Here is a 24,889-nt window from a genome sequence, read left to right as displayed (position 1 = left end):
AGGGCTCTTTAGCTAAAGAAACAGGCATAAATAATGATTTTCGCGCCTTATTTCAGTACATTTTAGCTATCCTGGCAATGGATTAAAATACTCTTACGCAAGATTAGCCGGGAACGCTGTCTAAGGCCCTGATTTCTGATTTGTAAGCTGAAGGAAGAATAATTGATTTGAGCAGCCAATCCAGGTGTAGCTTCCTACTTACTTTATAAACTCCTATGACTGGTGTTAACAAAGGTAGCTTGCCTAAACCGAGGAGCTTCTTCACTACTTTCGGCACAACCATTTTTTGAGCCTCCAGAAGTAACTTATACCTTACCGGACCCAGGTGCTTTCGGTACTGCTTGTACAGATCAGTGGTGTAGTTACTAAAGGCAAGATTATTTTTGAGATGCTCTTTTCTGGCTATCATCCACTCCTGATAAGTAATGGGTAAACCTTTGATCCCCATGCGGTCTCCTACCCTCCTGAAAACATCAAAAACCTCTGCTTTCTCTTCTTCATAAAGTTTCTGTTCCAGCACTTCATAGGATCGGATAGAGTAGTCGATCAACATGAAGAGCACGTCGCGGTAAGCCCAATCGGGTATAGCCATTCCCCGGGCAGCTTCCACGCCTGCATGTATAGTGGCCATCCTGTCTATCGCTTTGTTGGCCTTCTCTTCTTCAGAAAAAACAATTTGCTGTGCATAACCAACAGTAGAAAACAAGCGCCCCAGGGGGTCGGCAGGCAACCTGCCTGTAAAGTAAAGCCAGTCAACCGCTTTGTTCAAAGCGAACTCAGCCGAAGCACCTGCAAAAATAAAAAGCACAGTGTCACCTTTGCCCCAAATCTTTCTTACTACAGACTCTTTCGCTACGAATAATTTCATACTTCCTTAACGAACTGGGACATTAAATTGTGCCGGTAAAGTAAAAATCAATTAACTAACTCAGCAGGGTCAACTGACGGAGATTTAGGTGTACCACTTAAAGCAAGTATCAGGCTAAAAAAGGCAAGCAGAATAGTTAAAGGGGTAAACACCATTTTCTCTGTTTCATTTTCTGAGAGTAAATTCCCTATTGAATTCAGGAGAAAAATAATAAACATAGCCCACAGAGCGAATCTCACTAACTTACGGGGTATCCTCCACTTTACAAAACCTGCATGGGAAGCTACTACTGCCAACATTACCGTGTTTATAAACACAGAAAGAGACTCAAAAACCAGCATCTGAGAAGTATCTTTTAGTTTTCCGCCCCAAACGATATCGGAGGGTACTACTCCGATAATAACAAGGACATGAAAAACTACGATCCCGCCAAGTATAGTACACAGGCCATAGGGTGCTATAAGTTTTATACTAATCTTATTCATTTGAATCTCTGATATAAGATCCTTCAAATTCAATAAGATCCTGCAATAGGCTAAGCGTTACTTCGCCGGGCTTGCCTTCCCCTATTACGGCCTCATCAACTTTAACAATGGGTACTACCCTTTTTGTAGTACTTGTTAGGAATGCCTCTTTTGCTTGTAAAACATCTTCCAGCGTAATCTCCTCCTCCACTGCTTTAAATTTCCTGGCTGCAAGTGACAGCACATTTTTCCTTGTAATGCCCCGAAGGATATTTTGTGAAGGTGTAGCAACTGTACCATCCTGCTTAACAATGAAGAAATTGCAACGAGGAAATTCTGAAACGGCTCCATTGGTATGATATAGCACATCCGCTGCCCCTTTCTCTTTAACAGTTTTCTGGAGCCGTATTCCCATCGTGTAGTTAATGGTTTTTACCTCCGGAAGCTCCCGCACATATTCATGCGTAATAACTTTAATTCCATTCTCTACCATTTCCTTTCCGGGAAGAGTTAACGACTGCTGCTGAATTAATAAGTTAGGTACAACCGGATCAAAGCCATTTTCAGAGTAACCTCCTGTTAAAATCATTTTCAGACCGGAAGTTCCCAGATCATTCTTCTGAACAAGATCGAAAATAGTGGCCTTCAACTCCTGCTTTGTACAGGGCACTTTTAGGTTAAGCTCACCCGCAGAACTGTAAAACCGATCCAGATAATTTTGAAGGAAGAGGGGCTGTTTCCCTTCTACTTTAATAAAATCAAATACTCCATAGCCCCGCTGAATTGCCAGATCACTGACATGGAGAGTTGCACTTTTAAGAGGCAAGAATTCCTGATTCAGGTAGGCGTACAAAGGTAAGTCAGCTGCCATAGGAAAGGACTTTTTAAGTTGAATCCAAATGTATTGAAAATTATATCTGCTCAGTAACTTATGTCTTTGATTTTTCTCAGCTAACATCAAACAGTAAATGTGAAAAGGTCAGCCGTAAAAAAATACAATTGAAAGTGTGGTTTTTTAGAAATTAAAGACTTAATTCGAACTTAATACAATAAAGAATCCTTTAGGGAGTTTAGCTTTTAAGTTTAAAACCTATGTGTTGGAGTGCAACATCTACGGTTTTGAACATAAAAATGATTTAAGTGTTTTTATTCAATTTATTCCAACCATTTATGAAAGCATTCTTTTTATCCTTGCTCTTTGCATCTTCTCTATCAGTAGTTAATGCACAGGAAACGGCTACAGAAGAAGCTAAAGCATCAAGTAAGTTACAAAGCCAGTTTAACAACCTAAAGAGCAATGCAAACAGCTACAGGGAAGGCAGTAATGAATACAAAGTTGTAAGTGTTAGTGCACTCGACTCTTTCTGGAGTAGTGTGGAGCGAAACCTAAAAGCCACGGAGGGTCAACTAGAAAAAGCCCGTAGCGGCTCAAGAGAAGAGATAGAAGAGGCGCAGGCCGAAATCGAAGCACAGAAAAAGCAGATTGAAGCTTTAAAGACGGACAATGCACTAAAAGATGAAGAAGTAAAGAAGAGTGACAGCATTTCTGTATTCGGTATATTTTATATCCCAAAGGAGGCATTCGTTATCCTGATGTTTTCAGTAATAGCAGTGTTAGTTCTTATTTTGGCGGTAGTATACTTTCAGTTCAAGAACAGCAAAAAAGTTACGGACGAGAAGAAAAGAGCTTACGATGAGATAGACATGGAGCTGAATGAGGTAAAAAAGAATGCACGTGAGCGAGAATTAAGGCTAAAAAGAGACCTGCAGACTGAGATGAATCGCATTGAAGAGCTGAATCAGGAAATTAGTACCCTACAGAAAAAAGTAACGGCGTAGAGATATAAATTCTATTTTGTCAGAACAGCCTGAGAAATCTCTCAGGCTGTTTTTTTTTGCCTGAAACAGTGCTGAATCAAAACTGGTGCTGCTTTTTGAAACAGCAAAGCATCTGTTATTTAGAAAGTAGCAGATGAGCTCTAGTTGTAGCTGAAAAATTATTTCAAAAAAATTGTTGTTACTGAAACTTATGATCGTAATTTTACGATCATATAAACGTATGGGAGCAACTAAAACAGAAGAATTTACTCAGGCCGATATTGTAATTGCAAAATATGCGAAAGCATTGGCACACCCTGCCCGCATTGCCATATTGCGAATTTTGCTGGAGCGTACTTCCTGCATCTGCGGGGATATTGTAGAGGAGTTGCCTTTGTCTCAATCAACCGTTTCTCAGCACCTGAAAGAGCTAAAAGAGGCGGGCCTTATTAAAGGCGACATCGAAGGAAAGAAAGTATGTTACTGTATAGATGAACGTGCCTGGAAAGAGGCACAACAGTTATTACAGGTAATGTTTTCCAGATTTACCTCCTGTAATACCACTTGTTGTTAAATTTTTTTAATTAATTTGATCGTAATAAACCGATAATAAACTTATAAGACTATGAAAAACGCAGAGGATTTAAAGAAAATAGTAAAGGAAAAGTATGGTGAAATAGCCTTACAAAGCAAAGAGCAAAATGAAGCTTCATGCTGTGGCGCCACTGGTTGCAGCACGGTAGATTACGCTATTTTTGCTGACAATTATTCTGAACTGGAAGGCTATAACGCGGATGCCGATCTTGGTCTGGGCTGTGGTGTACCAACCGAATTCGCACAAATAAAGAAAGGTGATACAGTTGTAGACCTTGGCTCTGGAGCAGGCAATGACTGTTTCGTTGCCCGGGCCCTGACAGGGGAAACGGGTAAGGTTATAGGTGTAGACATGACCGAAGCCATGATTGCCAAAGCCCGTGTAAATGCTGACAAACTAAGTTTTAATAATGTGGAGTTCAGACAAGGGGAGATTGAGGACCTGCCAATAGCTGCCAACCGTGCTGATGTGGTTATCAGCAACTGTGTCTTAAACCTTGTGCCTGACAAGAAGAAGGCTTTTGCAGAAACTTACCGCGTACTGAAACCAGGCGGCCACTTTAGTATTTCTGATGTAGTACTGGTCGGTGAATTACCAAAAGGGTTAGTGCAGGCAAGTGAAATGTATGCAGGCTGCGTTTCTGGTGCTATCCAAAAGGAACATTACCTGCAGATAATAAAAAAAGCAGGTTTTGAAAATATCACTGTACAGAAAGAAAAAGTAGTACAGGTGCCTGATGAGATTTTGCGCGATTATTTAACCGAAGACGGTATAAAGCAGTTTCGGGAGAGCAACACTGGCATCTACAGTATCACGGTCTATGGTGATAAGCCAGCCGAATCTAACTGCTGCGCCCCTGGCTCTGGGTGTTGTTGACAAAACTCAGGCTCATAAAGGCTGTCGCCTTTATGAGCTTGTAAAGTTACAGGGTAAGAGGTACAAGTTGTACTGCACTATACTAAAAAAGGGCAACTATATGACAATTCAAAAACAGAAAAGCCTGGGTTTCCTTGATCGCTATTTAACTTTTTGGATACTCCTGGCAATGCTGATCGGAGTAGGCCTCGGGTATTTTATACCGGAAAGCTCAGCTTATGTTAACTCCCTCTCCAGCGGCACAACCAATATCCCAATTGCCATAGGGCTCATCCTGATGATGTATCCTCCATTGGCGAAGGTCAACTACAGACTATTGCCAGAAGTCTTCAGAAATGTAAGGGTGATTGGGTTGTCTCTGCTATTGAACTGGATAATAGGTCCACTGCTGATGTTTGCGCTGGCCATTACCTTCCTCAGTGAATACCCGGAGTATATGACAGGGCTCATACTTATAGGACTTGCCCGCTGCATTGCCATGGTGTTGGTCTGGAATGACCTTGCAGATGGAAGCCGTGAGTATGCTGCTGGTCTTGTGGCGCTTAACAGTATATTCCAGGTTTTCCTGTATAGCTTCTACGCCTGGTTATTCATTACAAAACTGCCGCCACTATTTGGCTTCGAAGGAGCTATAGTAGACATATCCATTGGTGTGATAGCTGAAAGTGTAGCTATTTACCTAGGTATTCCTTTTCTGGCCGGGGTTTTAAGCCGTGTTATTCTCGTGCCGCTAAAGGGGCAGGAGTGGTACCAGACGAAGTTCATACCTGCCATCTCCCCTATCACCCTGGTTGCCCTATTGTTCACAATTTTAGTGATGTTCAGCCTGAAGGGAGATTTGATTGTTTCCATACCTTTTGATGTACTGCGCATTGCTGTGCCCCTGGTACTATACTTTGCCGTGATGTTTCTGGCAAGTTTCCTTTTAGGTAAAGCAGCCGGAGCTGATTACTCCGAAAATGCTTCAGTGGCCTTTACAGCAGCCGGAAATAATTTCGAGTTAGCTATTGCTGTGGCCATTGCTGTGTTTGGACTGAATTCTGGTGAAGCTTTTGCAGGCGTAGTTGGTCCTTTGGTAGAAGTGCCTGCACTTATTGCCCTGGTAAGGGTCTCCTTCTGGCTCCGCGCCAAATTTTACAAGAAACAACTTGTTTAAACGTCAATGGATTTAATACCTACACTTGCTGACACAATCAAAGAGCTCACACTTTCCTTTGATGATATTCCTTCAGAACGGAAGAAGCTTTTGGAGCAGCTTGCACATTTCATCAAAGAGAAAGTTGCCCTAAATAAAACAGTATACCTTGTTTTTATCTGTACCCATAATTCCCGCAGAAGCCACATGGCGCAGATTTGGGCACAGGCTGCCGCTGCTTACTATACAATAGATAACGTGGAGTGTTACTCGGGCGGAACCGAAGCGACAGCTTTTTACCCCGCTGCCGTTAAAGCCATGAACATGCTAGGTTTTAGCATAATGCAGGAAAAGGAGGAAAAGAATCCAACTTACCAGATCCGGTTTTCTGCTGAGCAAGCACCCTTTAGCGTTTGGTCAAAAAGATTTGATGATCCAGCTAATCCGGCGTCCGGGTTCTGTGCCGTTATGACGTGCACAGATGCTGATGAAAATTGCCCGTTTATCCCTGGCGCTGAGAAACGCCTGGCCCTGCCCTACCAGGATCCAAAAACCTCAGATAACACGGCCACCCAGGCCAAAATATATGAAGAGAGGGCAAGGCAAATTGGCCGGGAAATGCTGTATACATTTAGCCTGGTTGAAGTGTACATATAAAACAGGAAGGGCTTCTGCTATGTACAGAAGCCCTTCCTGTTTTACATGAATAATATTAACCTTGCTTTACTAACTGAATATCGCTGTTGAGCCTGATTTCATCACTCACAACAACACTTCCTGCTTCAGTAACAGCATCCCAGGTTAAGCCATAGTCTTTACGGTTAATTTTACCTGTTACAGTGAAACCTGCCTTTGTTTGGCCGTAAGGATCCACTACTATACCTCCAAATTCAACATTCACTGTTACAGGTTTTGTAGTACCACGGATGGTCAGATCACCATGCAGTTTATAATCATCACCTGAAGCCTTTTCGAAATTTTTACCTTCGAATCGAATTTGCTCATGATTAGCTGCATCAAAAAAGTCTTCTGATTTCAGGTGCGTATCCCGCTGCTCATTGTTTGTGCTAATAGAATCAACATCAGCAGTAAAAAGAATCTTGGAAGCTTTGGTGAAGTCTTCCCCCTCAGTCTCTACTTCAACATTATATTCTCTAAAATAACCGGTTACGGTAGTAATCATCAGGTGCTTCACCTTAAACTGTACTTCGCTGTGAGTCGGGTCTAATACCCATTTTGTTGTTGCCATAGTTTTAAATTTTTATATCATTTAATGAGTTGTAGCTGTATGAAGATATACCTGCTAGTAAGGCAGTAAGCTTAAAGCCTATACTTGAGACTTCATGGTTCTTTACATATACTCTGTGACTCAGCTAAAGGTATAAAATTAATGTACATACATCAAATGTATGTACATTAATTTTTACTTAAATGTTGCATCTATTTTTTTAGTGCTTTTGAATTAAAGTTGGATTATGTATAATGCTGTAGCTTACCATATTTGCATCACGTTAAGAGACTATGTCAGAAACCTACAACGCTTATGCTTTTACTGAATTAAGAAGTTGGCAGCATAAAATGCTGAAATCGCCTTCGCTTTTCAACTCAATGGCAAGGAAAGTTCAGTATAAGCTGAATAGCTATATTCCGGAAAAAGTACATGCTGCCATAACCACTGCCATCAAGCAGATGATAAGGGCCATGCTATTTGGCGCAGGCAAACTCACCAAACCACCTTATACAAACCTCCCACTACAGGCAAGAGAATCTATGGCGCTGGAACGTATAAAATTTTACCAGCATGCTGCCGCAGCAGAAGGAGGAGTTACCGGCGCTGGCGGAATTTTATTGGGATTTGCAGACTTCCCCCTGTTGTTAAGCCTGAAACTAAAACTACTTTTTGAAATTGCAGCACTCTATGGATATGATGCAGCCGACTACAAAGAACGTGTATACCTGCTGCATATTTTCCAGCTTGCCTTTAGCAGCCAGGAACACAGACGGCAAGTATACTTGCAAATAGCTGATTGGGATAAAGCAGTACATGAACTACCTGAAGACATTAACCAGTTTGACTGGCGAACATTTCAGCAAGAGTACCGCGATTACATCGATCTTGCCAAAATGGCACAGATGATTCCCCTTGTAGGTGCACCTATCGGGGCAGTGGTAAACTACCAACTCATAAAAAAACTGGGCACCACGGCAATGAATGCTTACCGCATGCGGTTAAAAGAGGAGTCATGAAATTAAGCTTGATTTAAGCCTTCAGAATCAATAGGTTGTCGTATTTACTGCGGCAAGTATGTCCTCAACATATTCACGAGAGTTAGACAGCCTCGGCACTTTGTTTTGTCCACCTAATTTACCTTTGCTTTTAAGCCAGTTGTAGAATGTTCCTTTGGGTAAAATATGAACTACAGGAGGCAAAAGCGCCAGGTCCTTGTGCCGTCGTGAATCATAGTCTGAGTTAACGCTTCGTAATGCTTCATCAAGCGCTTCTTTAAATTTCTCTTCATTATCAGGAGCCGTAGTAAACTCCACCAGCCATTCATGACGTCCTTTTTCACCATTTTGCATGAAAACCGGTGCTGCTGTAAATTCATGTATCAAAGCGCCGGTCGCTTCGGATGCCCTTGCCATAGCCTGCTCCGCATTTTCCACCATCAACTCTTCGCCAAAGGCATTCATGAAATGTTTGACGCGTCCTGATATCTTAAAGCGGTAAGGGACAGTGGATGTAAAGCGAATCGTATCACCTATCTTATAGCGCCACAGACCAGCATTGGTACTGATCAGAAGAGCGTAGTTCTTCCCTACTTCCATACCCTCTAAACCTACAGCTGCTGTACTCTCTTCCCCAGATTCCTCCATCGGTAGGAACTCATAGTAAACGCCATAGTCCAGCATGAGCAACATCTCATCTTCTTCGCAATCACCATCCTGTAATCCGAAGAACCCTTCTGAGGCATTGTAGATATCAATATAATTTACTGAATCTGAAGGGATAAACTGATTAAAAAGCTCTCTATAAGGTCCGAAAGCAACGCCTCCGTGCGCAAAAAACTCTAAGTTAGGCCAAACCTCCAGTATGTTCTTTTTGCCTGTAATCTCCAGCACGCGTTCAAGTACTACTTTTGTCCAGGTGGGGAGCCCCATGATGTTGGTAACATTCTGCTCTGCGATGGACTTGGCCATTGCATCTAGTTTCTCTTCCCAAGGCAAAAAAGCTATGCTCGTGGAGGGCGTACGTGCATACTCGGCCCAGATGGGCAGGTTCTTTGTTATAATTGCCGAAATGGCACCAGTATAGATATCGTCATTCCCTTCATAGGTTTGGAGCGTTCCTCCCACCGACACTGTTTTACCTAAGAAGATTCTGCTGTCAGGGTTCCGGTCTAAATACAGTGTGATAAGATCCTTCCCTCCCCTGAAGTGACAGTCTTCTAATGCCTCCTCAGATACAGGAAGAAATTTACTCCGATCGCTGGTAGTACCTGAGGACTTAGCATACCATTGGATATCAGAGTGCCAGAGCAGGTTCTGCTCACCATTCATCATCCGCTTTATGTAGGGCGACAAATCATCATAAGCAGATAAAGGAACACGCTGCCGGTACTCCTCAGCATTTTTTATGCTGCTGTATCCATACTTTCTACCCCATTCGGTATTCTTTGCCTGAATAAGAAGATTAGAAAGTGTTTCCTGTTGCACTTCATGCGGGTGGTTCATAAAGTGTTCAATCTGTTCTACCCTGGATTTGGTGAACTGAGTTATAAGTAAGTTTAGTAGCTCCATATTTTTTACAGCATACGGAAGCTGCTAAAGAAGGATAAGCTTAAAGTTAAAGGTAAGCAAATTCAGGAGGCTTAGTTTTTTACCTATCCCAGCTTGAATGATGGCAGCACATACCAAGCACTACTCCTTGATAAAAAGATAGTTACATGCAACTTTCAGCATAGCAGACAGGTACACACACGGATAAATACCTAAAGGAGCAGCAGGTTATTAAAATAGGAGCCAACAAAATACAAATCTTTCATATACTATGAAAAAACCATTAGCTGCTTCTAACTTACTATTTCTCCTACTATGTAGTATGTATGCCTGCAAAAAAGAGGCTCCTGCAACAGAACAACCATACCTGTTTGAACCCACTCCCCTTTCATGGCCTATAGAACCAACTATTTCTGGTACATCAGGACTTGCAGATAGTAAGACCTGCGCTGAACATTTATGGGTACAGGAGGATGGCGGCAGCCCTACTCAGCTGATCCTTTTAGGGTATAACGGACAAATAAAGAGGAAAATGTTTTTGAAAGGGGTTGTGAATCGTGATTGGGAAGAATTGCAGGCAGCCGGTAAAGATTTGTTCATAGCTGACATTGGAGATAATAAGCAAACCCATAAAACCTATACCATATATCAGTTTCAGGAGCCGAGCCTGGATGTCGATACCGTCACCGACATAAGAAAAATAGAGTTTATGTATCCTGATGGCTCACATGATGCAGAGGCTTTCATAGTAGACCCTATCACAAAAGAAATTTTCATCCTTACAAAAAGAGATAACCCATCCAGGATTTATAAATTACCTGTGCCCTTCAGTTATACTTCCTTAAATAAAGCTATTTATGTAGGTAATTTACCATACAATGGAGTTGTAGGGGCAGCTTTGTCTGCTAATGGGAAAGAGATTCTGCTTAAAACTTATACTAATATTTTCTACTATACCCGACCAGATGATCAGCCTTTACTAAATGCACTGCAGAAGGAAGGGAAAATACTTACCTACCAGGTTGAGCCACAGGGAGAAGCAGTCGCTTTCACAAACTCCAACAGCGGTTTTTACACATTGAGCGAACAGAATTCCTCATCACAGGCTAGCCTTTACTTTTACAGAAGAAAGTAAAACGTGGTAGCTATGTGGAGCTTCAACAACGAACCATCTGCTTATATAAATCAATTACATTTTACAGGTTAACATGTATGCTGTAACTTTGGTCAGGCAAGATTAAGATAATACCCTGAATGACTAACAGCACACGTTACAATAAGAAGAGGTTTGCAATCAAGGGATGGGAACGAGAGGAGCATTTTCATTTTTTCAGAAGTTTTTCACAACCTTTTTTTAATGTTCATACCGAAGTAGAAATTACTACCCTCTACCAATACTGCAAACAAAATAAGGTTTCTGTATTTCTCTCTTACTTACACGCAGCTACTAAAGGCGTAAGAGCCACAGACAACTTTTTGTTAAGGTTAGAAGGAGATCATGTAGTAAAGTATGACGCCGTGGATATCTCAACTACTGTTCTTAAGGATAACAAGACGGTATCTTTCGTACACCTCCCCTTTTATGACGAGCTTAGCGACTTTTGCCAAAACTCATCTGAGATCATAGAGGAAGTAAAAAAGAGCAACAGGTTATTTTATGGGTATAATGGTCCTGATTTAGTACATGCTACCACTCTGCCCTGGTTCAAATTCAATGGCATGGAGCATGCGCATTTAGATGATGCAGATGATGCCATACCTAAGCTGGCTTTTGGAAGGCTGGAAAAAAGGGATGGGAAGATATTATTGCCTATGAGTGTAAGGGTGCACCATGCCTTGGCCGATGGCTACCATATCCACCTCTTTTTGCAGCAGATGGAGCAGTACATAAACTCAGGTGCAACTGAAGACATTAAGGTGAAGCAAAAGCCCGCTTCTGATTAGTAGCGGGCTTTTGCTTCACCTATCCATAAACTTCTTTCTTGGCTGCTTTCAATGTGTTCTGCATCAACATAGCTATTGTTAGTGGTCCAACACCGCCTGGCACAGGCGTTATATAACTGCATTTAGGGGCTACAGCATCAAAATCAACATCTCCGCGCAAGCGATAGCCCGACTTGCGGTTATCATCAGGCACACGGGTTGTACCAACATCAATTACTACAGCTCCATCTTTTACCATGTCAGGTGTAATCAGACCTGGCCTACCCACGGCGGTAATAATGATATCTGCCTGGCGGGTATGGTAGCCTAAGTCTTTGGTGTTGCGATGGCATAATGTAACGGTAGCATTACCGGGATATGCTGCTTTCGCCATCAGAATACTCATAGGTGAGCCTACAATATTGCTTCGCCCTACGACCACGCAATGCTTTCCGTCTGTCTCAATTTCGTAACGCTCCAGTAACTGCAAGATACCTGCCGGAGTGGCCGGCAGATAAGCCGTTAGTCCGGCTACCATTCTACCCACGTTTGTTGGATGAAAACCATCTACATCCTTTTTAGGATCAATTGCTTCCAGTACTTTCTCCGTATTAATATGCTTTGGCAAAGGTAGCTGCACAATAAACCCATCCACAAGCTCATCCTCATTCAATTCCTTTATTTTATTGAGCAGCTCCTCTTCAGTAATAGAATCCTCATACCGAATGAGAGTAGAACCAAATCCAATACGCTCACAGGCCATAACCTTATTATTTACATAAGTAACAGATCCGCCATCATTGCCAACCAGCACAGCAGCCAAATGAGGCACTTTACCACCTTTGGACTTGATAGCTTCTACTTCTTGGGCGATTTCTTGTTGAATGGCTTCGGATGTTTTTTTACCGTCGAGCAGGGTCATATTCTCTTGTATAATGATAAATAATGTATTAGGAATGATGAATTAAGTCAGTATAAGCACTGGTAACTAAATCTTCGTCACTGATCTGAAGCAGGTCTTTGTAGTAGTCGCACTGCTGCTGCAGCACTTCTAGTCCCACAGAGCCTTCTAAATCAATGGCTTCTATTTCGATAAAGCTCCCCAGTCCTTCAATCTGGTCGAGGTGAAACTTTACGTTATCAATGAAAAATATCTTACGAATTTTCTTTACCTGCCCCAGAACACCTTTGCCATGGCAAATTTCTGCCACAGTGCCGGCACTTGGGTTTTTCAGGTAAAGGAATACTTCAGTTTTCTGTGCCTCCCCCAGATAAGTCCTTCTATAATGGATCAGCACGTTTTCAATATTCCCCTGACGGTGCTTCAATTTGCCATTGTCAGTCTCGTAGTAGGTGTCAGTCTGTACATCCTGCCCCTGAAATACAGCATTCAGGCCCAGTAGTATACTTTCAGCGTCTTCGGGATTCTCGCAACGTGCCTTTATGGTAATATCAGCGTACAAGGTTACTGTTCTTTTAATTTGACTATATGACAAAAGGCAATGGGCTAATTATTAATAGTTAAGTTTTTAGTCCTTAGTCAAAGCCCCCTTTGTCAAAAGTGTATAAGCAACAAGCCCCGGCGCGCAGAGGCACGTCGGGGCTTGTTATATTTTAGTCGAGTTTAAGCACGGCTAAGAAGGCTTCTTGCGGAATTTCCACGTTACCTACCTGGCGCATGCGTTTCTTTCCTTTTTTCTGTTTCTCCAACAGTTTACGCTTACGGGAAATATCACCGCCATAGCATTTGGCCAGTACGTTTTTACGCATGGCCTTTACTGTTTCGCGGGCGATGATCTTCTGGCCAATGGCCGCCTGAATGGCAATCTCAAACATCTGGCGAGGTAGCAACTCACGCAGCTTTTCGCACAGGCGCTTGCCCCAATCGTAAGCCTTGTCGCGGTGTACGATCGCAGATAGTGCATCCACAGGTTCTCCATTCAGCATCACATCCAGCTTCACCATGTTCGACTGCTTGAAACCAATCAGCTCGTAATCAAGGGAAGCATAACCACGCGAAATAGTCTTCAGTTTATCGAAGAAGTCAAATACAATCTCAGCAAGCGGCATCTCAAAGGACAACTCTACCCTATCACTGGTCAGGTAAGTCTGGTTCTTCAGAATACCGCGCTTATCCATACAAAGCGTAATGATCGGGCCAACAAATTCAGACTTAGAAATGATCTGTGCTTTAATGAACGGCTCCTCTACGTGGTCAATATAATTCGGCTCCGGCATTTCAGACGGCGCGCTCACTTTTAGTAATTGCCCCTTTGTAGTATGTACATGGAACTGCACGGACGGCACAGTGGTGATCACCGTCATGTCAAACTCACGCTCCAGACGTTCCTGCACGATTTCCATGTGCAGCATTCCCAGGAATCCGCAACGGAAACCGAAGCCCAGTGCAGCAGACGTTTCAGGCTCCCACACAAGGGAGGCATCATTCAGCTGCAGCTTCTCCATAGAGGCACGCAGTTCTTCATACTCGCTGGTCTCTACCGGGTAAATACCGGCAAATACCATCGGTTTCACATCCTCAAATCCCTGAATACCCTTCGCCGGGCGATCTACGTGCGTAATAGTATCCCCTACTTTTACCTCTTTCGCGTTCTTGATACCTGAAATCAGATACCCTACGTTACCGGCCCCCATTTCAGTTCGAGGCTCCTGGTTCAGTTTAAGCACACCTATTTCGTCAGCCTCATAGGTCTTCCCGGTATTGATGAACTTAACTTTTTCACCTTTCTTAAGTGTACCGTTGAAAATACGAAAGTAAACTTCGATACCTCGGTAAGAGTTGAAAACTGAGTCAAAAATCAAGGCTTGCAAAGGTGCTTCAGGATCTCCCTTTGGAGCAGGAATCCTGTCACATATAGCGTTAAGGATATCCTCTATACCGATACCAGCCTTACCCGAAGCATGGATGATATCATCTTTGTCGCAGCCAATGAGCTCAATGATCTGGTCAGAAACCTCCTCCGGCATCGCGTGCGGAAGGTCAATTTTATTCAGAACCGGAATAATCTCCAGATCATTGCCAATAGCCAGATAAAGATTTGAAATTGTCTGAGCTTCTATGCCCTGGGATGCATCCACGATAAGCAGTGCTCCTTCACAGGCCGCAATAGAACGGGAAACTTCGTAAGAAAAGTCTACGTGGCCTGGCGTGTCAATCAGGTTAAGGACGTAATCCTCTCCCTTATAATGGTAGTTCATCTGGATAGCATGGCTCTTTATTGTAATACCACGCTCACGCTCCAGGTCCATGTTATCTAGCAGCTGATTTTGCATCTCACGCTCAGCGACTGTAGAAGTAAACTCCAGCAGGCGGTCAGCCAGGGTACTCTTACCATGGTCGATGTGGGCGATGATGCAGAAATTTCGAATGTTCTTCATAAATATCTATACGAAGAACAAAGTTAAGAAGAATGTGGCTTTGTTGCTGCTTTCAACCTAAGATTTATGAAGGGATAAGTTTGTATGAGCTATTTGCTTTGATCATTTTATCCTAACCCGGCTTCTTTAGCCAGGGAAACGAGGTCTGCTACATTGGTGGTGCCAAGCTTTTGCTGTATGTTCTTCCGGTGAGTGCTTACGGTATTAGCGCTGATAAAAAGCTTTTCAGCAATTCCCTTTGTACTCATTCCTCTGCATATCAGGGAAAGAACCTCTACTTCTCTTTTACGAAGGCTCTTTACAAGAAGCTTGTTCTTCTCTTTCAGGTTATCTCTTAAAGCCTGCACCAGCTGCTCACCTGTATTCATCTGAGGACTCATATCCACATCCACACAAAGAATTTCTTTTACTTTACCCTCTCCATTCTTTTGAAAAGGTCTGGCCCAGCCTATGAACCATTTATATTCTTTCTGCTCCTTGTGCTTGGCCCTGAAAACGCCACCATATTCCGTTCCATTGAAGTTCTGGTAATGATCGATACTATTATCAGGCACAGTATGATCATCAGGGTGTACAATTCTATACATGTACTCTATTCCGCCTAATTCTTTGATCTCCTCCAGTGTATAACCTAAGGTTTCTTCATTAGTTCTATTGCACCAGATTACCCCTGCTTCCAGATCAGAAATATAGATACTGGCTGGTACTTCGTTCACAACCCTTTCAAGGAAAGTACACTTCTGCTGTAATTCTGACAATTCTTTCTCTAATTCGCTTATTCTCTCCTCAGCAGACATAGTTGTTTCTTTATCCGGTATACTTTGAGTCATCTAAAAGTTATAGGCTACCTCATCACCACTACATTCACTAAATATAATATTATATATTTAAAATGAAAAACCTGAAGTTAATCTAGTTTTCAGGGTAATTGAATTCGGGCAGATCTTTAACCTAACGTCCAGCTGATACAGTTCCCTGGCTGTAAATCCTCATCAAAAATGACTATATTCGCATCAATTTTGAAATAACCTTGTTAAGTATACATGCAAGCAACTACTGTAGAACCATACAAGCCAGTCAATCATATCCGTATTGTTACGGCAGCGTCATTATTTGACGGTCATGATGCAGCGATCAATATCATGCGTCGAATTATTCAGGCATCAGGTGCAGAGGTAATTCACTTGGGGCATAATCGTTCGGTGCAGGAAATAGTTGACTGTGCGATCCAGGAAGACGCCCAGTCTATTGCCATCACTTCTTATCAGGGTGGTCATATTGAATATTTCAAGTATATGTATGACCTGCTGAACGAGCGGGGAAGCGGCCACATCCGCATCTTTGGCGGTGGTGGCGGTGTTATACTTCCTACCGAAATAGAAGAACTGCACGAGTACGGAATTGCACGCATTTACTCTCCTGATGATGGCCGTGCCATGGGTCTGCAGGGTATGATAAACGATATGCTGGAGAAATGTGACTTCCCTACAGGTAAGAATCTTAATGGCGAGGTAAAGCACCTGCAGGAAAAAGATCCGAAGTCAATTGCCAGATTGATCTCAGCTGCAGAGAATTTCCCTGAAGAAGCAAAGGCTATTCTGCAGGAGGTGAAAGAGCAGGCAAAAGAAGTAAAAACTCCGGTTTTAGGTATCACTGGTACGGGAGGTGCAGGTAAATCATCTCTTGTAGATGAACTGGTGCGCCGTTTCCTGATGGACTTCCCAAAAAAGAAGATAGCCATTATTTCGGTTGACCCTTCTAAGCGTAAGACTGGTGGAGCCTTACTTGGCGACAGAATCAGGATGAACTCTATCTCTAATGAGAGAGTGTACATGCGCTCCCTGGCAACACGCCAAAGCAATCTGGCCCTGAGTAAGTATGTGCAGGATGCTGTGGATATTGTAAAAGCAGCAAACTTCGACCTGATCATTCTGGAAACTTCCGGTATTGGTCAGTCAGACACAGAAATCATTGAGCACTCAGACACGAGCTTATATGTGATGACACCGGAATACGGTGCCGCAACGCAGCTGGAAAAGATTGATATGCTGGACTTTGCTGATGTCATCGCGCTGAACAAGTTTGATAAGCGCGGTGCCTTAGATGCCCTTCGTGATGTAAAAAAGCAGTACAAGCGTAATCACCAGCTATGGGACGTGAACGATGAGGATATTCCGGTTTTCGGGACTATCGCCTCTCAGTTCAATGATCCTGGTATGAACCAGTTGTACCGGGCTATTATGGCTAAGGTAACGGAAAAAACCGGTGTAGAATTTAATTCTAACCTTCAGACATCCAAAGAAATGTCGGAGAAGGTTTTCATCATCCCTCCCAGCCGCACGCGCTACCTTTCCGAGATATCAGAAACTATACGTAGCTATGACAAGTGGAGTAAGGACCAGGCAGAGGTAGCACAGAAGCTCTTCGGTATCAAAAAGTCTATAGAGGCTGTGCAAAGCATAGAGGTTGAAGATAAAGACCGCCTGGTGAAGCAACTGGAGCAGGCCTATGCTGAAGTAGAGTTGAGCCTGGACGGCCAGAACAAAAAGATACTGGAGAACTGGAAGGAGAAAGTACAGGCTTATAAAAATGAGTTTTATATCTTTAAAGTGCGTGACAAAGAGATCAAGATCAAAACGCATACGGAGTCGCTTTCTCATTTACAAATACCAAAAGTAGCTACTCCCCGCTATGAGGCCTGGGGTGACTTGTTAAAGTGGAACCTGCAGGAAAACGTGCCAGGAGAGTTCCCTTACACAGCGGGCGTATTCCCGTTCAAGCGGGAGGGTGAAGACCCGACCCGTATGTTTGCCGGTGAAGGTGGACCAGAGCGTACAAACCGTCGTTTCCACTACGTAAGCTTAGGTATGCCAGCCAAACGTCTGTCAACAGCCTTTGACTCAGTTACGCTTTATGGTGAAGACCCGGATTTCAGACCAGATATCTATGGTAAAATTGGTAACTCCGGCGTAAGCATCTGCTGTTTGGATGATGCTAAAAAGCTGTATTCCGGCTTTAACCTGGCAGATCCTAAAACTTCTGTATCCATGACCATCAACGGTCCGGCAGCTATCCTGACTGGCTTCTTCATGAACGCCGCAATAGATCAGCAGTGTGAACTGTACATTAAGGAGCATGGCCTGGAGGAAGAAATTGAGAAGAAGATTGAGGCTATCTATAAAGAAAAAGGCGCTGAGCGTCCGAGTTACCAGGGTCCGTTACCGGAAGGTAATGATGGACTAGGCTTGATGCTATTGGGCGTAACCGGTGATGAGGTGTTGCCGGCAGAAGTTTATGAGCCGATTAAGGAGCGTACATTAGCGGCAGTTCGTGGTACAGTACAGGCAGATATTCTGAAAGAGGACCAGGCACAGAACACCTGTATCTTCTCTACAGAGTTTTCCCTTCGCTTGATGGGTGACGTGCAGCAGTACTTTATCAATAATAATGTTCGCAATTTCTATTCAGTATCTATTTCAGGATATCATATTGCTGAGGCAGGTGCTAACCCTATTTCCCAGCTTGCCTTTACATTGGCCAACGGCTTTACGTTTGTTGAGTACTATGTGAGCCGCGAGATGGATATAAACAAATTTGCTCCAAACCTAAGCTTCTTCTTCTCCAATGGTATTGATCCGGAGTATGCAGTAATCGGCCGTGTGGCACGCAGAATCTGGGCGAAGGCGATGAAGCATAAGTATGGGGCGGATTCCCGTTCGCAAATGCTGAAGTACCATATTCAAACCTCTGGCCGTTCGCTGCATGCGCAGGAAATCGACTTCAACGACATCCGTACAACGCTGCAGGCACTTTATGCGATTTATGATAACTGTAATTCGCTGCACACTAATGCTTACGATGAAGCCATTACGACTCCTACAGAGGCTTCTGTTCGTCGTGCGATGGCCATTCAGTTGATCATTAACCGTGAACTAGGACTGGCGAAAAATGAGAATCCACTTCAGGGCGCCTTCATTATCGAAGAACTGACAGACTTAGTGGAAGAGGCTGTATTGACTGAGTTTGACAGGATCACAGAACGTGGCGGAGTGTTGGGTGCTATGGAAACGATGTACCAGCGTGGTAAAATACAGGAAGAAAGCTTGTATTATGAGACCCTGAAGCATACTGGTGAATACCCTATCATAGGAGTAAATACTTTCTTGTCATCTAAAGGCTCTCCAACCGTTATCCCGACAGAGGTAATACGTGCTACGGAAGAAGAGAAGCAGTACCAAATTAAAATGGTGCATGCCCTACAGGAGCGAAATTCAGACAGAGCATCAGAACTCCTAAAGCAGTTGCAGCAGGTAGCCATCCAAAATGGCAACATTTTCAGTGAACTAATGGAAACAGTAAAACACTGTTCACTTGGTCAGATTACGAATGCCCTTTTCGAAGTAGGCGGGCAGTACCGCAGAAACATGTAAGTTGCATCTGTTTTTATAATAAAGAAGGGGGCCCGAATAACCGGGCCCCCTTCTTTATTATAAAAGTCATCCCTGTTAATATTAACAAGCTGCTTCTCATCACGTATGAAGAATTCAAACGTAAAGAAAATGATATGAACCGGAATAGCACAACTCCGCTTTTAATATTTCTGGGAACTGTTCTGTTAGCTGGCACCGCTGTTTGTTTGCTGGTTTACAGCAGCTTCGACGAGGATGAATTTGAATTCGATACCTACGATGAGCATAATGAAGATTATCTGTAGATCAACTGATTACCACCTAAACAGCAACCCCTGTCCTACAAAAAATGGGGTGGCTTTATAGGTTGTATTTCATTTTCTGATCTTGTCATCCTGCCTCACTATCTGAAGTATAGATCCCAGGTATTTTCACCATAAGGAAGCAGGTTTTAAAACTGTCTTAAATATTACATTTTAAAGAAACCTTCAGGCAGGTTTACCGTTCAAATGGGCAATTATCCCCCTTACAAAACGAACCAGAGCCATGAAAAACTTCTCTACAATTACCTCGTTGTTACTCCTTAGTACTACAGCCGGACTATTACTTAGAAGCTGGGCTGTCCTGGCACCTGCACGAATAAAGAGCTTAGAAGAGGACGTTCCCCTTTATTTGTAGAAGAAAGACTGCTGCTTAAAAGAACGTTGTTGCCCTTATCGTGTAGATGAGGACGTGCTTTACACTTTGTTTATTTACAATCAAACCAGCATAATACTGCTATTTTAGCTAAAATTGAGTATTTTTGGCTTGATCAAACATGCATATCTATTTTTTCCATAGCACTAGCAAGTGCAAATACATACTCTATGAATCTTAAAGAGAAAATCAGTTACATCATTGGCCGGGACATGGCAACCAACCTTAAAAAGCAAGGCATTGATGTAGAAGCAGATCCATTTATGACTGGTCTTAAGGAAGTTTTGGCAGGCAAGCCTTCAACTCTTTCTGAGCAGGAAGTACAGCAGGCAATGATGGCACTGCAACAGGAAATGACAGAGAAACAAAGTGCGGTAGGCAATGTAAATAAGCAAGCTGGTGAAGAATACTTAGCCGCAAATAAAAATAAGCCAGGCATTCAAACTTTACCTAGTGGTCTGCAGTACGAGGTTTTGGAAGAGGGTAATGGAAAATCTCCTTCAGCTACAGACACAGTTACAGTGCACTATAAAGGCACATTGATTGACGGTACTACCTTTGATTCTTCTTATGATCGCGGGCAACCAGCTACTTTCCCTGTAAATGGTGTTATAGCTGGCTGGACAGAGGCACTACAGAAGATGAAAGAAGGCTCTAAGTGGAGATTGTTTATACCATCTAACCTGGCATATGGAGCACAGGGCGCAGGTGATGTTATCGGGCCACATTCAGCGCTTATTTTTGATGTAGAACTCCTGTCAGTGAAGTAAAAATACCGATCAGTCTTAGATTAAGGTTTAAAAGGCCTGCGGCAATATTCTGCCGCAGGCCTTTTATATTTTGTTTAATAAGGTCACATCTTCCAGCCAACGGCGCCCCTCTTCCTCATAAAGAAAATGATTTATAATCAGCAGATTGCCTTCAAAAATAAACTCATCTCCATTCAGTTCGCTCACCAATGTCTGGTAGGACTGAACAGGAAGAACCACAGCAACAAATATATCCCGACATAGTAGCCTCAAAGCCTGAGAGAAAATGTTCTTCAATACCCACTGCTGATCTTGGCTTTTGATTTGTTCCCGTTGGTGAACATCAATAATCCATTTATGTGGCTTAATTTCCTCAACTAGCTTTAATATAGCTTTATAACCTGCTCTTATTTCTTCAGAACTTACTGCACCAGCCCATTTTATTACCAATGTTTCACTGCACGGCTCAAAAGCCAGGCTTAATTTTTTATTTAAATAATCTTTATGCAAACTATAATTTGAGGCTGGGTATAAATTTGCCTCACTCAGATAGTGTCCCTCCATACGTTACGCTCTATGCTAATCTGATAAGTTGTTTGTTAATTATTGCTACTACCTTAAATACAGGACAATTGCTGTAGCAGCTGTGCCGACAAAGTTGACCATTAAATTGATTCTAAACAAGAATAATTTAAATTTATATAAGCTATTATGTCTATATGTTTATTCTTTCATAAAAATAACGTAACAATGCTTACATTATTTTAAACATTAAGCAGATTATATATCGTTATTTTAAAATATCTGAACAAAACAAGCTCATAACCGTTCAAAAATCATTGACTCACACATATAAAAAATAAAACTTGTATGGGAAATAGCCATAACGAAGGCAAAAAATTCTTAGACAGTGTACATCAGTATTTTGATCATGCTGCTAAGTTTTCTCGACTCGACCAAGGTATTCTAGCTCAAATCAAGGCCTGTAACAGTGTCTACAAAGTATCATTTCCAGTTGAAGTAGACGGAAAGATTGAGGTTATTGAAGGTATACGCGTTCAGCACAGCCATCACAAGCTTCCATCTAAAGGAGGAATCCGGTTCAGTATGCAGGTGGATGAAGAGGAGGTTAAAGCACTTGCCACCCTCATGACCTTTAAGTGTGCTGTTGTGGACGTTCCTTTTGGTGGTGCCAAGGGTGGCGTAAAAATTAACCCGCGTACCAGCTCCGTTAAAATGCTGGAGAAAGTAACCAGAAGATATGCAGCAGAACTGATCAAAAAGAACCTCATTGGCCCAGGAATTGACGTCCCAGCCCCGGATTACGGCACAGGGAGCAGAGAAATGGCCTGGATTGCAGATACTTATCAAGCGTTTAATTATGGTGAGATAAGTGCTCTAGGTTGTGTGACAGGTAAACCCATAGGACAAGGTGGTATACGAGGACGCGCAGAAGCAACTGGGTTGGGTATATACTTTGGAATTCGGGAAGCCTTGCAGGACACGGAACTTTTAGAAGGACTGGGTCTGGAAGGTACTACCATGGAAGGCAAGCAAATTATCGTTCAGGGTTTAGGTAACGTAGGTTACCATGCTGCCTTTTTCTGTCAGCAGGATGGGGCTATCATCACAGGGATTGCTGAACGCGAAGGAGGTATTTTCAATGAGAAGGGCATAGACGTACAGGAAGCTTTCAAGCATCGTAGTGAAACAGGTTCTATTCTGAACTTCAAAGACTGCAAGAATGTAGAGAACTCTACTGACCTACTGGAGTATGAATGCGACATACTTATCCCTGCAGCCCTTGAAAATCAGATTAATGTAAAGAATGCCGCCAGTGTTAAGGCTAAGATTATAGCTGAAGGGGCAAATGGCCCTGTAACACGCGAGGCAGATGATATACTAATAAAGAACAAAGTTGTAATTCTGCCAGACCTTTACCTGAATGCAGGTGGTGTTACGGTATCTTATTTTGAGTGGCTCAAGAATCTTTCTAATGTTCGTTTTGGACGCATGGGCAAGCGTGCCGAGGAAGCAAGCTATCGTAGACTAGTAAATGCCATTGAGTCCTCTTCTGGTAAAACTATGTCTGTTACAGAAAGAGCTTTGTTAACCAAAGGGTCGGATGAGATAAGCTTAGTACGTTCAGGATTAGAGGATACTATGATCAACGCCTATCATGAGATCCGCGGAGTAATGAAAGAGAAAAAAATTCCTGACCTTCGTACAGCAGCTTTCTTAACAGCAATAGAAAAAATTGGTGTAAGCTACGAGTCTCTAGGTATATTTCCGTAAGCATCATAAATTTTTAGTTAAAAGAAAAGCGGTGAGACTCTGGTCTCACCGCTTTTCTTTTACATTTCTATTTGCTAGGCATTTTCAATTTCAAGCCATTTTCTCAAAACAGCTTGCTGTAATTGGGTTGGATTCTCTACCTGCTGAAAACGAAAACGCACATTGTTGTCAGGCAGCATTGGTACTTCAAGTTTCATTAGCTTACCGTCACGGGCAACAACAATCTCTACCTTCTCCCCTACTTCACGGTCGCTAATGTAGCGGGTAATGTCATCCCCCACCCGATAACCATCCACAGCAATGATTTCATCGTTAACATTGATACCTGCTTCATAAGCACTGCTGCCTCTACTAACAGCCTTTACCATTAACTTACCATCAGAAAGAGAAGTAGAAGCTCCCCAACTTGTACTTTTGCTACCCTCATTCAGATTTACAAGCCTAAGTCCAGCTGCGTCAAAGTAATCATTATAATCTGGAGTTGCTGTTCCGTTCACATAGTTACGGAAAAAGGCATCCATGTTCTTACCTGAGATCTTTTCAACAGCAGCCTTAAATTCCTTCTCAGTAAAGCCCCTGTTAAGTTCTTTGTAGTAGCGGTTATACATGTAACGCATCACATCATCAAGGCTTTTTTTACCTTCTGTGCCTTCCATAATCTCCATGTTCAGTAAATGGCCCAGCACACCACCTTTTGTGTAATAGGAAACTTCAGCGTTATTAGAATTCTCATTACGTCGGTAATACTTTATCCAGGCATCATAGCTAGACTCTGCCACAGCCTGCACTTTATTACCCGGTGTATTTTCTACTGAATTGATACTTCCAGAAACAATATCAAGGTACCTGTCAGGGCTCGTGAAACCAGCGCGACGAACGATTAAATCATCATAGTAGCTTGTAATTCCCTCCGATACCCAAAGCAAGTCCGTATAGTTCTCCTGGTTATAATCAAATGGTCCAAGTGGTAAAGGGCGAAGACGCTTTACATTCCATAAATGAAAGTATTCGTGTGCTACAAGGCTAAGAAAGCCTCTGTATCCGGCCTCTGTTCCATAATTCCAGCGGCTTGTCTGCAGGGTTGTTGAGTTAAGGTGCTCCAGTCCGCCGCCGCCGCGGTTCAGGTTGTGCACAATAAAAACATAGCGGTCTACCGGAAGTTCCCCCATAATGTTTACTGACTCCTCAATAACCTTGGTCATGTCTTTCATCAACTGATCAGCATCATAATTACCCTCGCCATACATGGCAATTTCATGAGGAACACCGGCTGCAGTAAACCTGTAAACATCATGTGTGCCTATCTCTAGTGGAGAATCACCGAGAATGTCATAGTTAGGGAATGTATAAGTGAACTGACCAGTACTCTTCAGCCCGGTTGATACTTTATCCCATCCTTTAAAAGGCTTTACTTCTAATGTCCCCTTCATATCCTGGTATCCTTCAGGAAACATGAATACGCTCGTTCCATTCACATAACCGTGCGAAGCATCTAAGAAGCTTGTGCGCACACTCATCTCAAAGGCATAGACATCGTAGCTAACACGAATATTATCCGCTTTATCAGAGTAAACACGCCAGGTATTTTTGTCTATTTTTTCGGATCGTAGTACTTTGCCTTTTTTATCAGTTGCTTTAAAATCTTCAACATTCTTAGCAAATTCGCGAACCAGGTATGATCCAGGCGCCCATACAGGCAAAGTAAAATCAACGTACTTTTTCTTTACACCCGACAACTCCGCCTCTACTTCAAAATAGTGGGTATGTGGGGCTGGCATAGAAAGAGTATAGCGAAGTTCTGCGGCAAGTGCAGCAGCTATGTTGCCAAAGCAAAGGAATATGACTACAAGAAGGGAAAGTTTAAATCTCTTTTGTTTGAACATGT

General features: G+C 42.7%; 23 protein-coding genes. 12 read left to right on the top strand and 11 right to left on the bottom strand.

Annotated features, from left to right (window positions below; all coding sequences use genetic code 11):
* Window positions 1-103: 103 nt before the first annotated feature.
* Genes ACFSRY_RS16725 through ACFSRY_RS16715 form a run of 3 tightly spaced genes read right to left on the bottom strand, consistent with a single transcriptional unit; the run spans window position 104 to window position 2,203 of the window.
* The gene (locus ACFSRY_RS16725) at window positions 104-868 is read right to left on the bottom strand and encodes an oxygenase MpaB family protein (RefSeq protein ID WP_377510412.1); all 765 of its coding nucleotides are present in this window, start codon (window positions 866-868) and stop codon (window positions 104-106) included.
* Between the two features lie 47 nt (window positions 869-915).
* The gene (locus ACFSRY_RS16720) at window positions 916-1,353 is read right to left on the bottom strand and encodes a hypothetical protein (protein ID WP_377510409.1); all 438 of its coding nucleotides are present in this window, start codon (window positions 1,351-1,353) and stop codon (window positions 916-918) included.
* Window positions 1,346-2,203 carry an aminotransferase class IV gene (locus ACFSRY_RS16715; RefSeq protein WP_377510406.1) on the bottom strand — a complete coding sequence of 286 codons (858 nt, stop codon included), beginning with the start codon at window positions 2,201-2,203 and terminating at the stop codon, window positions 1,346-1,348. The genes ACFSRY_RS16720 and ACFSRY_RS16715 overlap by 8 nt, the downstream gene beginning before the upstream one ends.
* Before the next feature lie 299 nt (window positions 2,204-2,502).
* Between ACFSRY_RS16715 and ACFSRY_RS16710 the strand changes: the two genes are divergently transcribed.
* The 5 genes from ACFSRY_RS16710 (at window position 2,503) to ACFSRY_RS16690 (ending at window position 6,413) form a co-directional block, all read left to right on the top strand.
* The gene (locus ACFSRY_RS16710) at window positions 2,503-3,171 is read left to right on the top strand and encodes a hypothetical protein (protein WP_377510403.1); all 669 of its coding nucleotides are present in this window, start codon (window positions 2,503-2,505) and stop codon (window positions 3,169-3,171) included.
* A 220-nt stretch (window positions 3,172-3,391) separates the two neighbouring features.
* A complete protein-coding gene (locus ACFSRY_RS16705; protein WP_377511226.1) occupies window positions 3,392-3,724 on the top strand; it encodes an ArsR/SmtB family transcription factor in 333 nt (110 codons plus the stop codon).
* A 51-nt stretch (window positions 3,725-3,775) separates the two neighbouring features.
* The gene (locus ACFSRY_RS16700; RefSeq protein ID WP_377510400.1) at window positions 3,776-4,621 is read left to right on the top strand and encodes an arsenite methyltransferase; all 846 of its coding nucleotides are present in this window, start codon (window positions 3,776-3,778) and stop codon (window positions 4,619-4,621) included.
* A 100-nt stretch (window positions 4,622-4,721) separates the two neighbouring features.
* Window positions 4,722-5,777, top strand: coding sequence for an ACR3 family arsenite efflux transporter (gene arsB / locus ACFSRY_RS16695; RefSeq protein ID WP_377510397.1), 1,056 nt, complete (start codon window positions 4,722-4,724; stop codon window positions 5,775-5,777).
* 6 nt (window positions 5,778-5,783) lie between these two features.
* Window positions 5,784-6,413 (top strand): protein-tyrosine-phosphatase, encoded by a 630-nt coding sequence (locus ACFSRY_RS16690; protein ID WP_377510394.1) that lies wholly within the window; start codon window positions 5,784-5,786, stop codon window positions 6,411-6,413.
* A 55-nt stretch (window positions 6,414-6,468) separates the two neighbouring features.
* Here ACFSRY_RS16690 and ACFSRY_RS16685 read toward each other — a convergent pair whose 3' ends face one another.
* A complete protein-coding gene (locus ACFSRY_RS16685; RefSeq protein ID WP_377510390.1) occupies window positions 6,469-7,005 on the bottom strand; it encodes a YceI family protein in 537 nt (178 codons plus the stop codon).
* A gap of 272 nt (window positions 7,006-7,277) precedes the next feature.
* Between ACFSRY_RS16685 and ACFSRY_RS16680 the strand changes: the two genes are divergently transcribed.
* Window positions 7,278-8,003 (top strand): EcsC family protein, encoded by a 726-nt coding sequence (locus tag ACFSRY_RS16680; RefSeq protein ID WP_377510387.1) that lies wholly within the window; start codon window positions 7,278-7,280, stop codon window positions 8,001-8,003.
* Window positions 8,004-8,030: 27 nt separating this feature from the next.
* Here the strand turns inward: ACFSRY_RS16680 and ACFSRY_RS16675 are convergent, their stop codons facing one another.
* On the bottom strand, window positions 8,031-9,554 hold the full coding sequence (locus ACFSRY_RS16675; protein ID WP_377510384.1) for a GH3 auxin-responsive promoter family protein: 1,524 nt from the start codon (window positions 9,552-9,554) through the stop codon (window positions 8,031-8,033).
* Window positions 9,555-9,804: 250 nt separating this feature from the next.
* On the opposite strand from ACFSRY_RS16675, the gene ACFSRY_RS16670 reads away from it, so the two are divergent.
* Both ACFSRY_RS16670 and ACFSRY_RS16665 read left to right on the top strand, forming a co-directional pair.
* Window positions 9,805-10,668 carry a hypothetical protein gene (locus ACFSRY_RS16670; RefSeq protein WP_377510381.1) on the top strand — a complete coding sequence of 288 codons (864 nt, stop codon included), beginning with the start codon at window positions 9,805-9,807 and terminating at the stop codon, window positions 10,666-10,668.
* Between the two features lie 119 nt (window positions 10,669-10,787).
* Entirely contained in the window at window positions 10,788-11,477 is a 690-nt protein-coding gene (locus tag ACFSRY_RS16665; protein ID WP_377510378.1) for a CatA-like O-acetyltransferase, read from the top strand.
* Window positions 11,478-11,496: 19 nt separating this feature from the next.
* Here ACFSRY_RS16665 and ACFSRY_RS16660 read toward each other — a convergent pair whose 3' ends face one another.
* The 4 genes from ACFSRY_RS16660 to ACFSRY_RS16645 form a co-directional block, all read right to left on the bottom strand.
* Window positions 11,497-12,378, bottom strand: a complete 882-nt coding sequence (locus ACFSRY_RS16660) for a bifunctional 5,10-methylenetetrahydrofolate dehydrogenase/5,10-methenyltetrahydrofolate cyclohydrolase (RefSeq protein WP_377510375.1) — start codon at window positions 12,376-12,378, stop codon at window positions 11,497-11,499.
* A gap of 28 nt (window positions 12,379-12,406) precedes the next feature.
* Window positions 12,407-12,919, bottom strand: coding sequence for a class IV adenylate cyclase (locus ACFSRY_RS16655; RefSeq protein WP_377510372.1), 513 nt, complete (start codon window positions 12,917-12,919; stop codon window positions 12,407-12,409).
* 151 nt (window positions 12,920-13,070) lie between these two features.
* Complete coding sequence (gene lepA, locus ACFSRY_RS16650) at window positions 13,071-14,855, bottom strand: translation elongation factor 4 (RefSeq protein ID WP_377510369.1); 1,785 nt, start codon at window positions 14,853-14,855, stop codon at window positions 13,071-13,073.
* Window positions 14,856-14,962: 107 nt separating this feature from the next.
* Window positions 14,963-15,685, bottom strand: coding sequence for a LuxR C-terminal-related transcriptional regulator (locus tag ACFSRY_RS16645; protein ID WP_377510366.1), 723 nt, complete (start codon window positions 15,683-15,685; stop codon window positions 14,963-14,965).
* Window positions 15,686-15,898: 213 nt separating this feature from the next.
* Here ACFSRY_RS16645 and ACFSRY_RS16640 point away from each other — a divergent pair, with 213 nt between their 5' ends.
* The 3 genes from ACFSRY_RS16640 to ACFSRY_RS16630 all read left to right on the top strand — a co-directional run bounded on the left by ACFSRY_RS16640 (window position 15,899) and on the right by ACFSRY_RS16630 (window position 20,730).
* On the top strand, window positions 15,899-19,285 hold the full coding sequence (locus tag ACFSRY_RS16640; RefSeq protein WP_377510362.1) for a methylmalonyl-CoA mutase family protein: 3,387 nt from the start codon (window positions 15,899-15,901) through the stop codon (window positions 19,283-19,285).
* A gap of 134 nt (window positions 19,286-19,419) precedes the next feature.
* The gene (locus ACFSRY_RS16635; protein ID WP_377510359.1) at window positions 19,420-19,569 is read left to right on the top strand and encodes a hypothetical protein; all 150 of its coding nucleotides are present in this window, start codon (window positions 19,420-19,422) and stop codon (window positions 19,567-19,569) included.
* Between the two features lie 561 nt (window positions 19,570-20,130).
* Complete coding sequence (locus ACFSRY_RS16630) at window positions 20,131-20,730, top strand: FKBP-type peptidyl-prolyl cis-trans isomerase (protein ID WP_377510356.1); 600 nt, start codon at window positions 20,131-20,133, stop codon at window positions 20,728-20,730.
* A gap of 63 nt (window positions 20,731-20,793) precedes the next feature.
* Here the strand turns inward: ACFSRY_RS16630 and ACFSRY_RS16625 are convergent, their stop codons facing one another.
* Complete coding sequence (locus ACFSRY_RS16625) at window positions 20,794-21,273, bottom strand: hypothetical protein (protein WP_377510353.1); 480 nt, start codon at window positions 21,271-21,273, stop codon at window positions 20,794-20,796.
* Between the two features lie 306 nt (window positions 21,274-21,579).
* On the opposite strand from ACFSRY_RS16625, the gene ACFSRY_RS16620 reads away from it, so the two are divergent.
* Window positions 21,580-23,004: a Glu/Leu/Phe/Val family dehydrogenase gene (locus ACFSRY_RS16620; RefSeq protein ID WP_377510350.1), complete on the top strand. Its 1,425-nt coding sequence runs from the start codon at window positions 21,580-21,582 to the stop codon at window positions 23,002-23,004.
* A gap of 74 nt (window positions 23,005-23,078) precedes the next feature.
* Here the strand turns inward: ACFSRY_RS16620 and ACFSRY_RS16615 are convergent, their stop codons facing one another.
* On the bottom strand, window positions 23,079-24,887 hold the full coding sequence (locus ACFSRY_RS16615; RefSeq protein ID WP_377510347.1) for a M61 family metallopeptidase: 1,809 nt from the start codon (window positions 24,885-24,887) through the stop codon (window positions 23,079-23,081).
* Between the last annotated feature and the right edge of the window lie 2 nt (window positions 24,888-24,889).

Source organism: Pontibacter locisalis (assembly GCF_042684605.1).
Lineage (GTDB): Bacteria > Bacteroidota > Bacteroidia > Cytophagales > Hymenobacteraceae > Pontibacter > Pontibacter locisalis.
The sequence above is the reverse complement of the archived record's forward strand: the minus strand, read 5'-3'. Positions and strand labels throughout refer to the sequence as shown.

Coding starts and splice junctions, on each gene's coding strand:
- ACFSRY_RS16685 (WP_377510390.1), bottom strand. CDS start 7,005: ATGGCAACAACAAAATGGGTATTAGACCCGACTCACAGCGAAGTACAG.
- lepA (WP_377510369.1), bottom strand. CDS start 14,855: ATGAAGAACATTCGAAATTTCTGCATCATCGCCCACATCGACCATGGT.
- ACFSRY_RS16720 (WP_377510409.1), bottom strand. CDS start 1,353: ATGAATAAGATTAGTATAAAACTTATAGCACCCTATGGCCTGTGTACT.
- ACFSRY_RS16665 (WP_377510378.1), top strand. CDS start 10,788: ATGACTAACAGCACACGTTACAATAAGAAGAGGTTTGCAATCAAGGGA.
- ACFSRY_RS16680 (WP_377510387.1), top strand. CDS start 7,278: ATGTCAGAAACCTACAACGCTTATGCTTTTACTGAATTAAGAAGTTGG.
- ACFSRY_RS16645 (WP_377510366.1), bottom strand. CDS start 15,685: ATGACTCAAAGTATACCGGATAAAGAAACAACTATGTCTGCTGAGGAG.
- ACFSRY_RS16705 (WP_377511226.1), top strand. CDS start 3,392: ATGGGAGCAACTAAAACAGAAGAATTTACTCAGGCCGATATTGTAATT.
- ACFSRY_RS16690 (WP_377510394.1), top strand. CDS start 5,784: ATGGATTTAATACCTACACTTGCTGACACAATCAAAGAGCTCACACTT.
- ACFSRY_RS16615 (WP_377510347.1), bottom strand. CDS start 24,887: ATGTTCAAACAAAAGAGATTTAAACTTTCCCTTCTTGTAGTCATATTC.
- ACFSRY_RS16660 (WP_377510375.1), bottom strand. CDS start 12,378: ATGACCCTGCTCGACGGTAAAAAAACATCCGAAGCCATTCAACAAGAA.
- ACFSRY_RS16630 (WP_377510356.1), top strand. CDS start 20,131: ATGAATCTTAAAGAGAAAATCAGTTACATCATTGGCCGGGACATGGCA.
- ACFSRY_RS16715 (WP_377510406.1), bottom strand. CDS start 2,203: ATGGCAGCTGACTTACCTTTGTACGCCTACCTGAATCAGGAATTCTTG.
- arsB (WP_377510397.1), top strand. CDS start 4,722: ATGACAATTCAAAAACAGAAAAGCCTGGGTTTCCTTGATCGCTATTTA.
- ACFSRY_RS16620 (WP_377510350.1), top strand. CDS start 21,580: ATGGGAAATAGCCATAACGAAGGCAAAAAATTCTTAGACAGTGTACAT.
- ACFSRY_RS16710 (WP_377510403.1), top strand. CDS start 2,503: ATGAAAGCATTCTTTTTATCCTTGCTCTTTGCATCTTCTCTATCAGTA.
- ACFSRY_RS16725 (WP_377510412.1), bottom strand. CDS start 868: ATGAAATTATTCGTAGCGAAAGAGTCTGTAGTAAGAAAGATTTGGGGC.
- ACFSRY_RS16675 (WP_377510384.1), bottom strand. CDS start 9,554: ATGGAGCTACTAAACTTACTTATAACTCAGTTCACCAAATCCAGGGTA.
- ACFSRY_RS16700 (WP_377510400.1), top strand. CDS start 3,776: ATGAAAAACGCAGAGGATTTAAAGAAAATAGTAAAGGAAAAGTATGGT.
- ACFSRY_RS16640 (WP_377510362.1), top strand. CDS start 15,899: ATGCAAGCAACTACTGTAGAACCATACAAGCCAGTCAATCATATCCGT.
- ACFSRY_RS16625 (WP_377510353.1), bottom strand. CDS start 21,273: ATGGAGGGACACTATCTGAGTGAGGCAAATTTATACCCAGCCTCAAAT.
- ACFSRY_RS16670 (WP_377510381.1), top strand. CDS start 9,805: ATGAAAAAACCATTAGCTGCTTCTAACTTACTATTTCTCCTACTATGT.
- ACFSRY_RS16635 (WP_377510359.1), top strand. CDS start 19,420: ATGAACCGGAATAGCACAACTCCGCTTTTAATATTTCTGGGAACTGTT.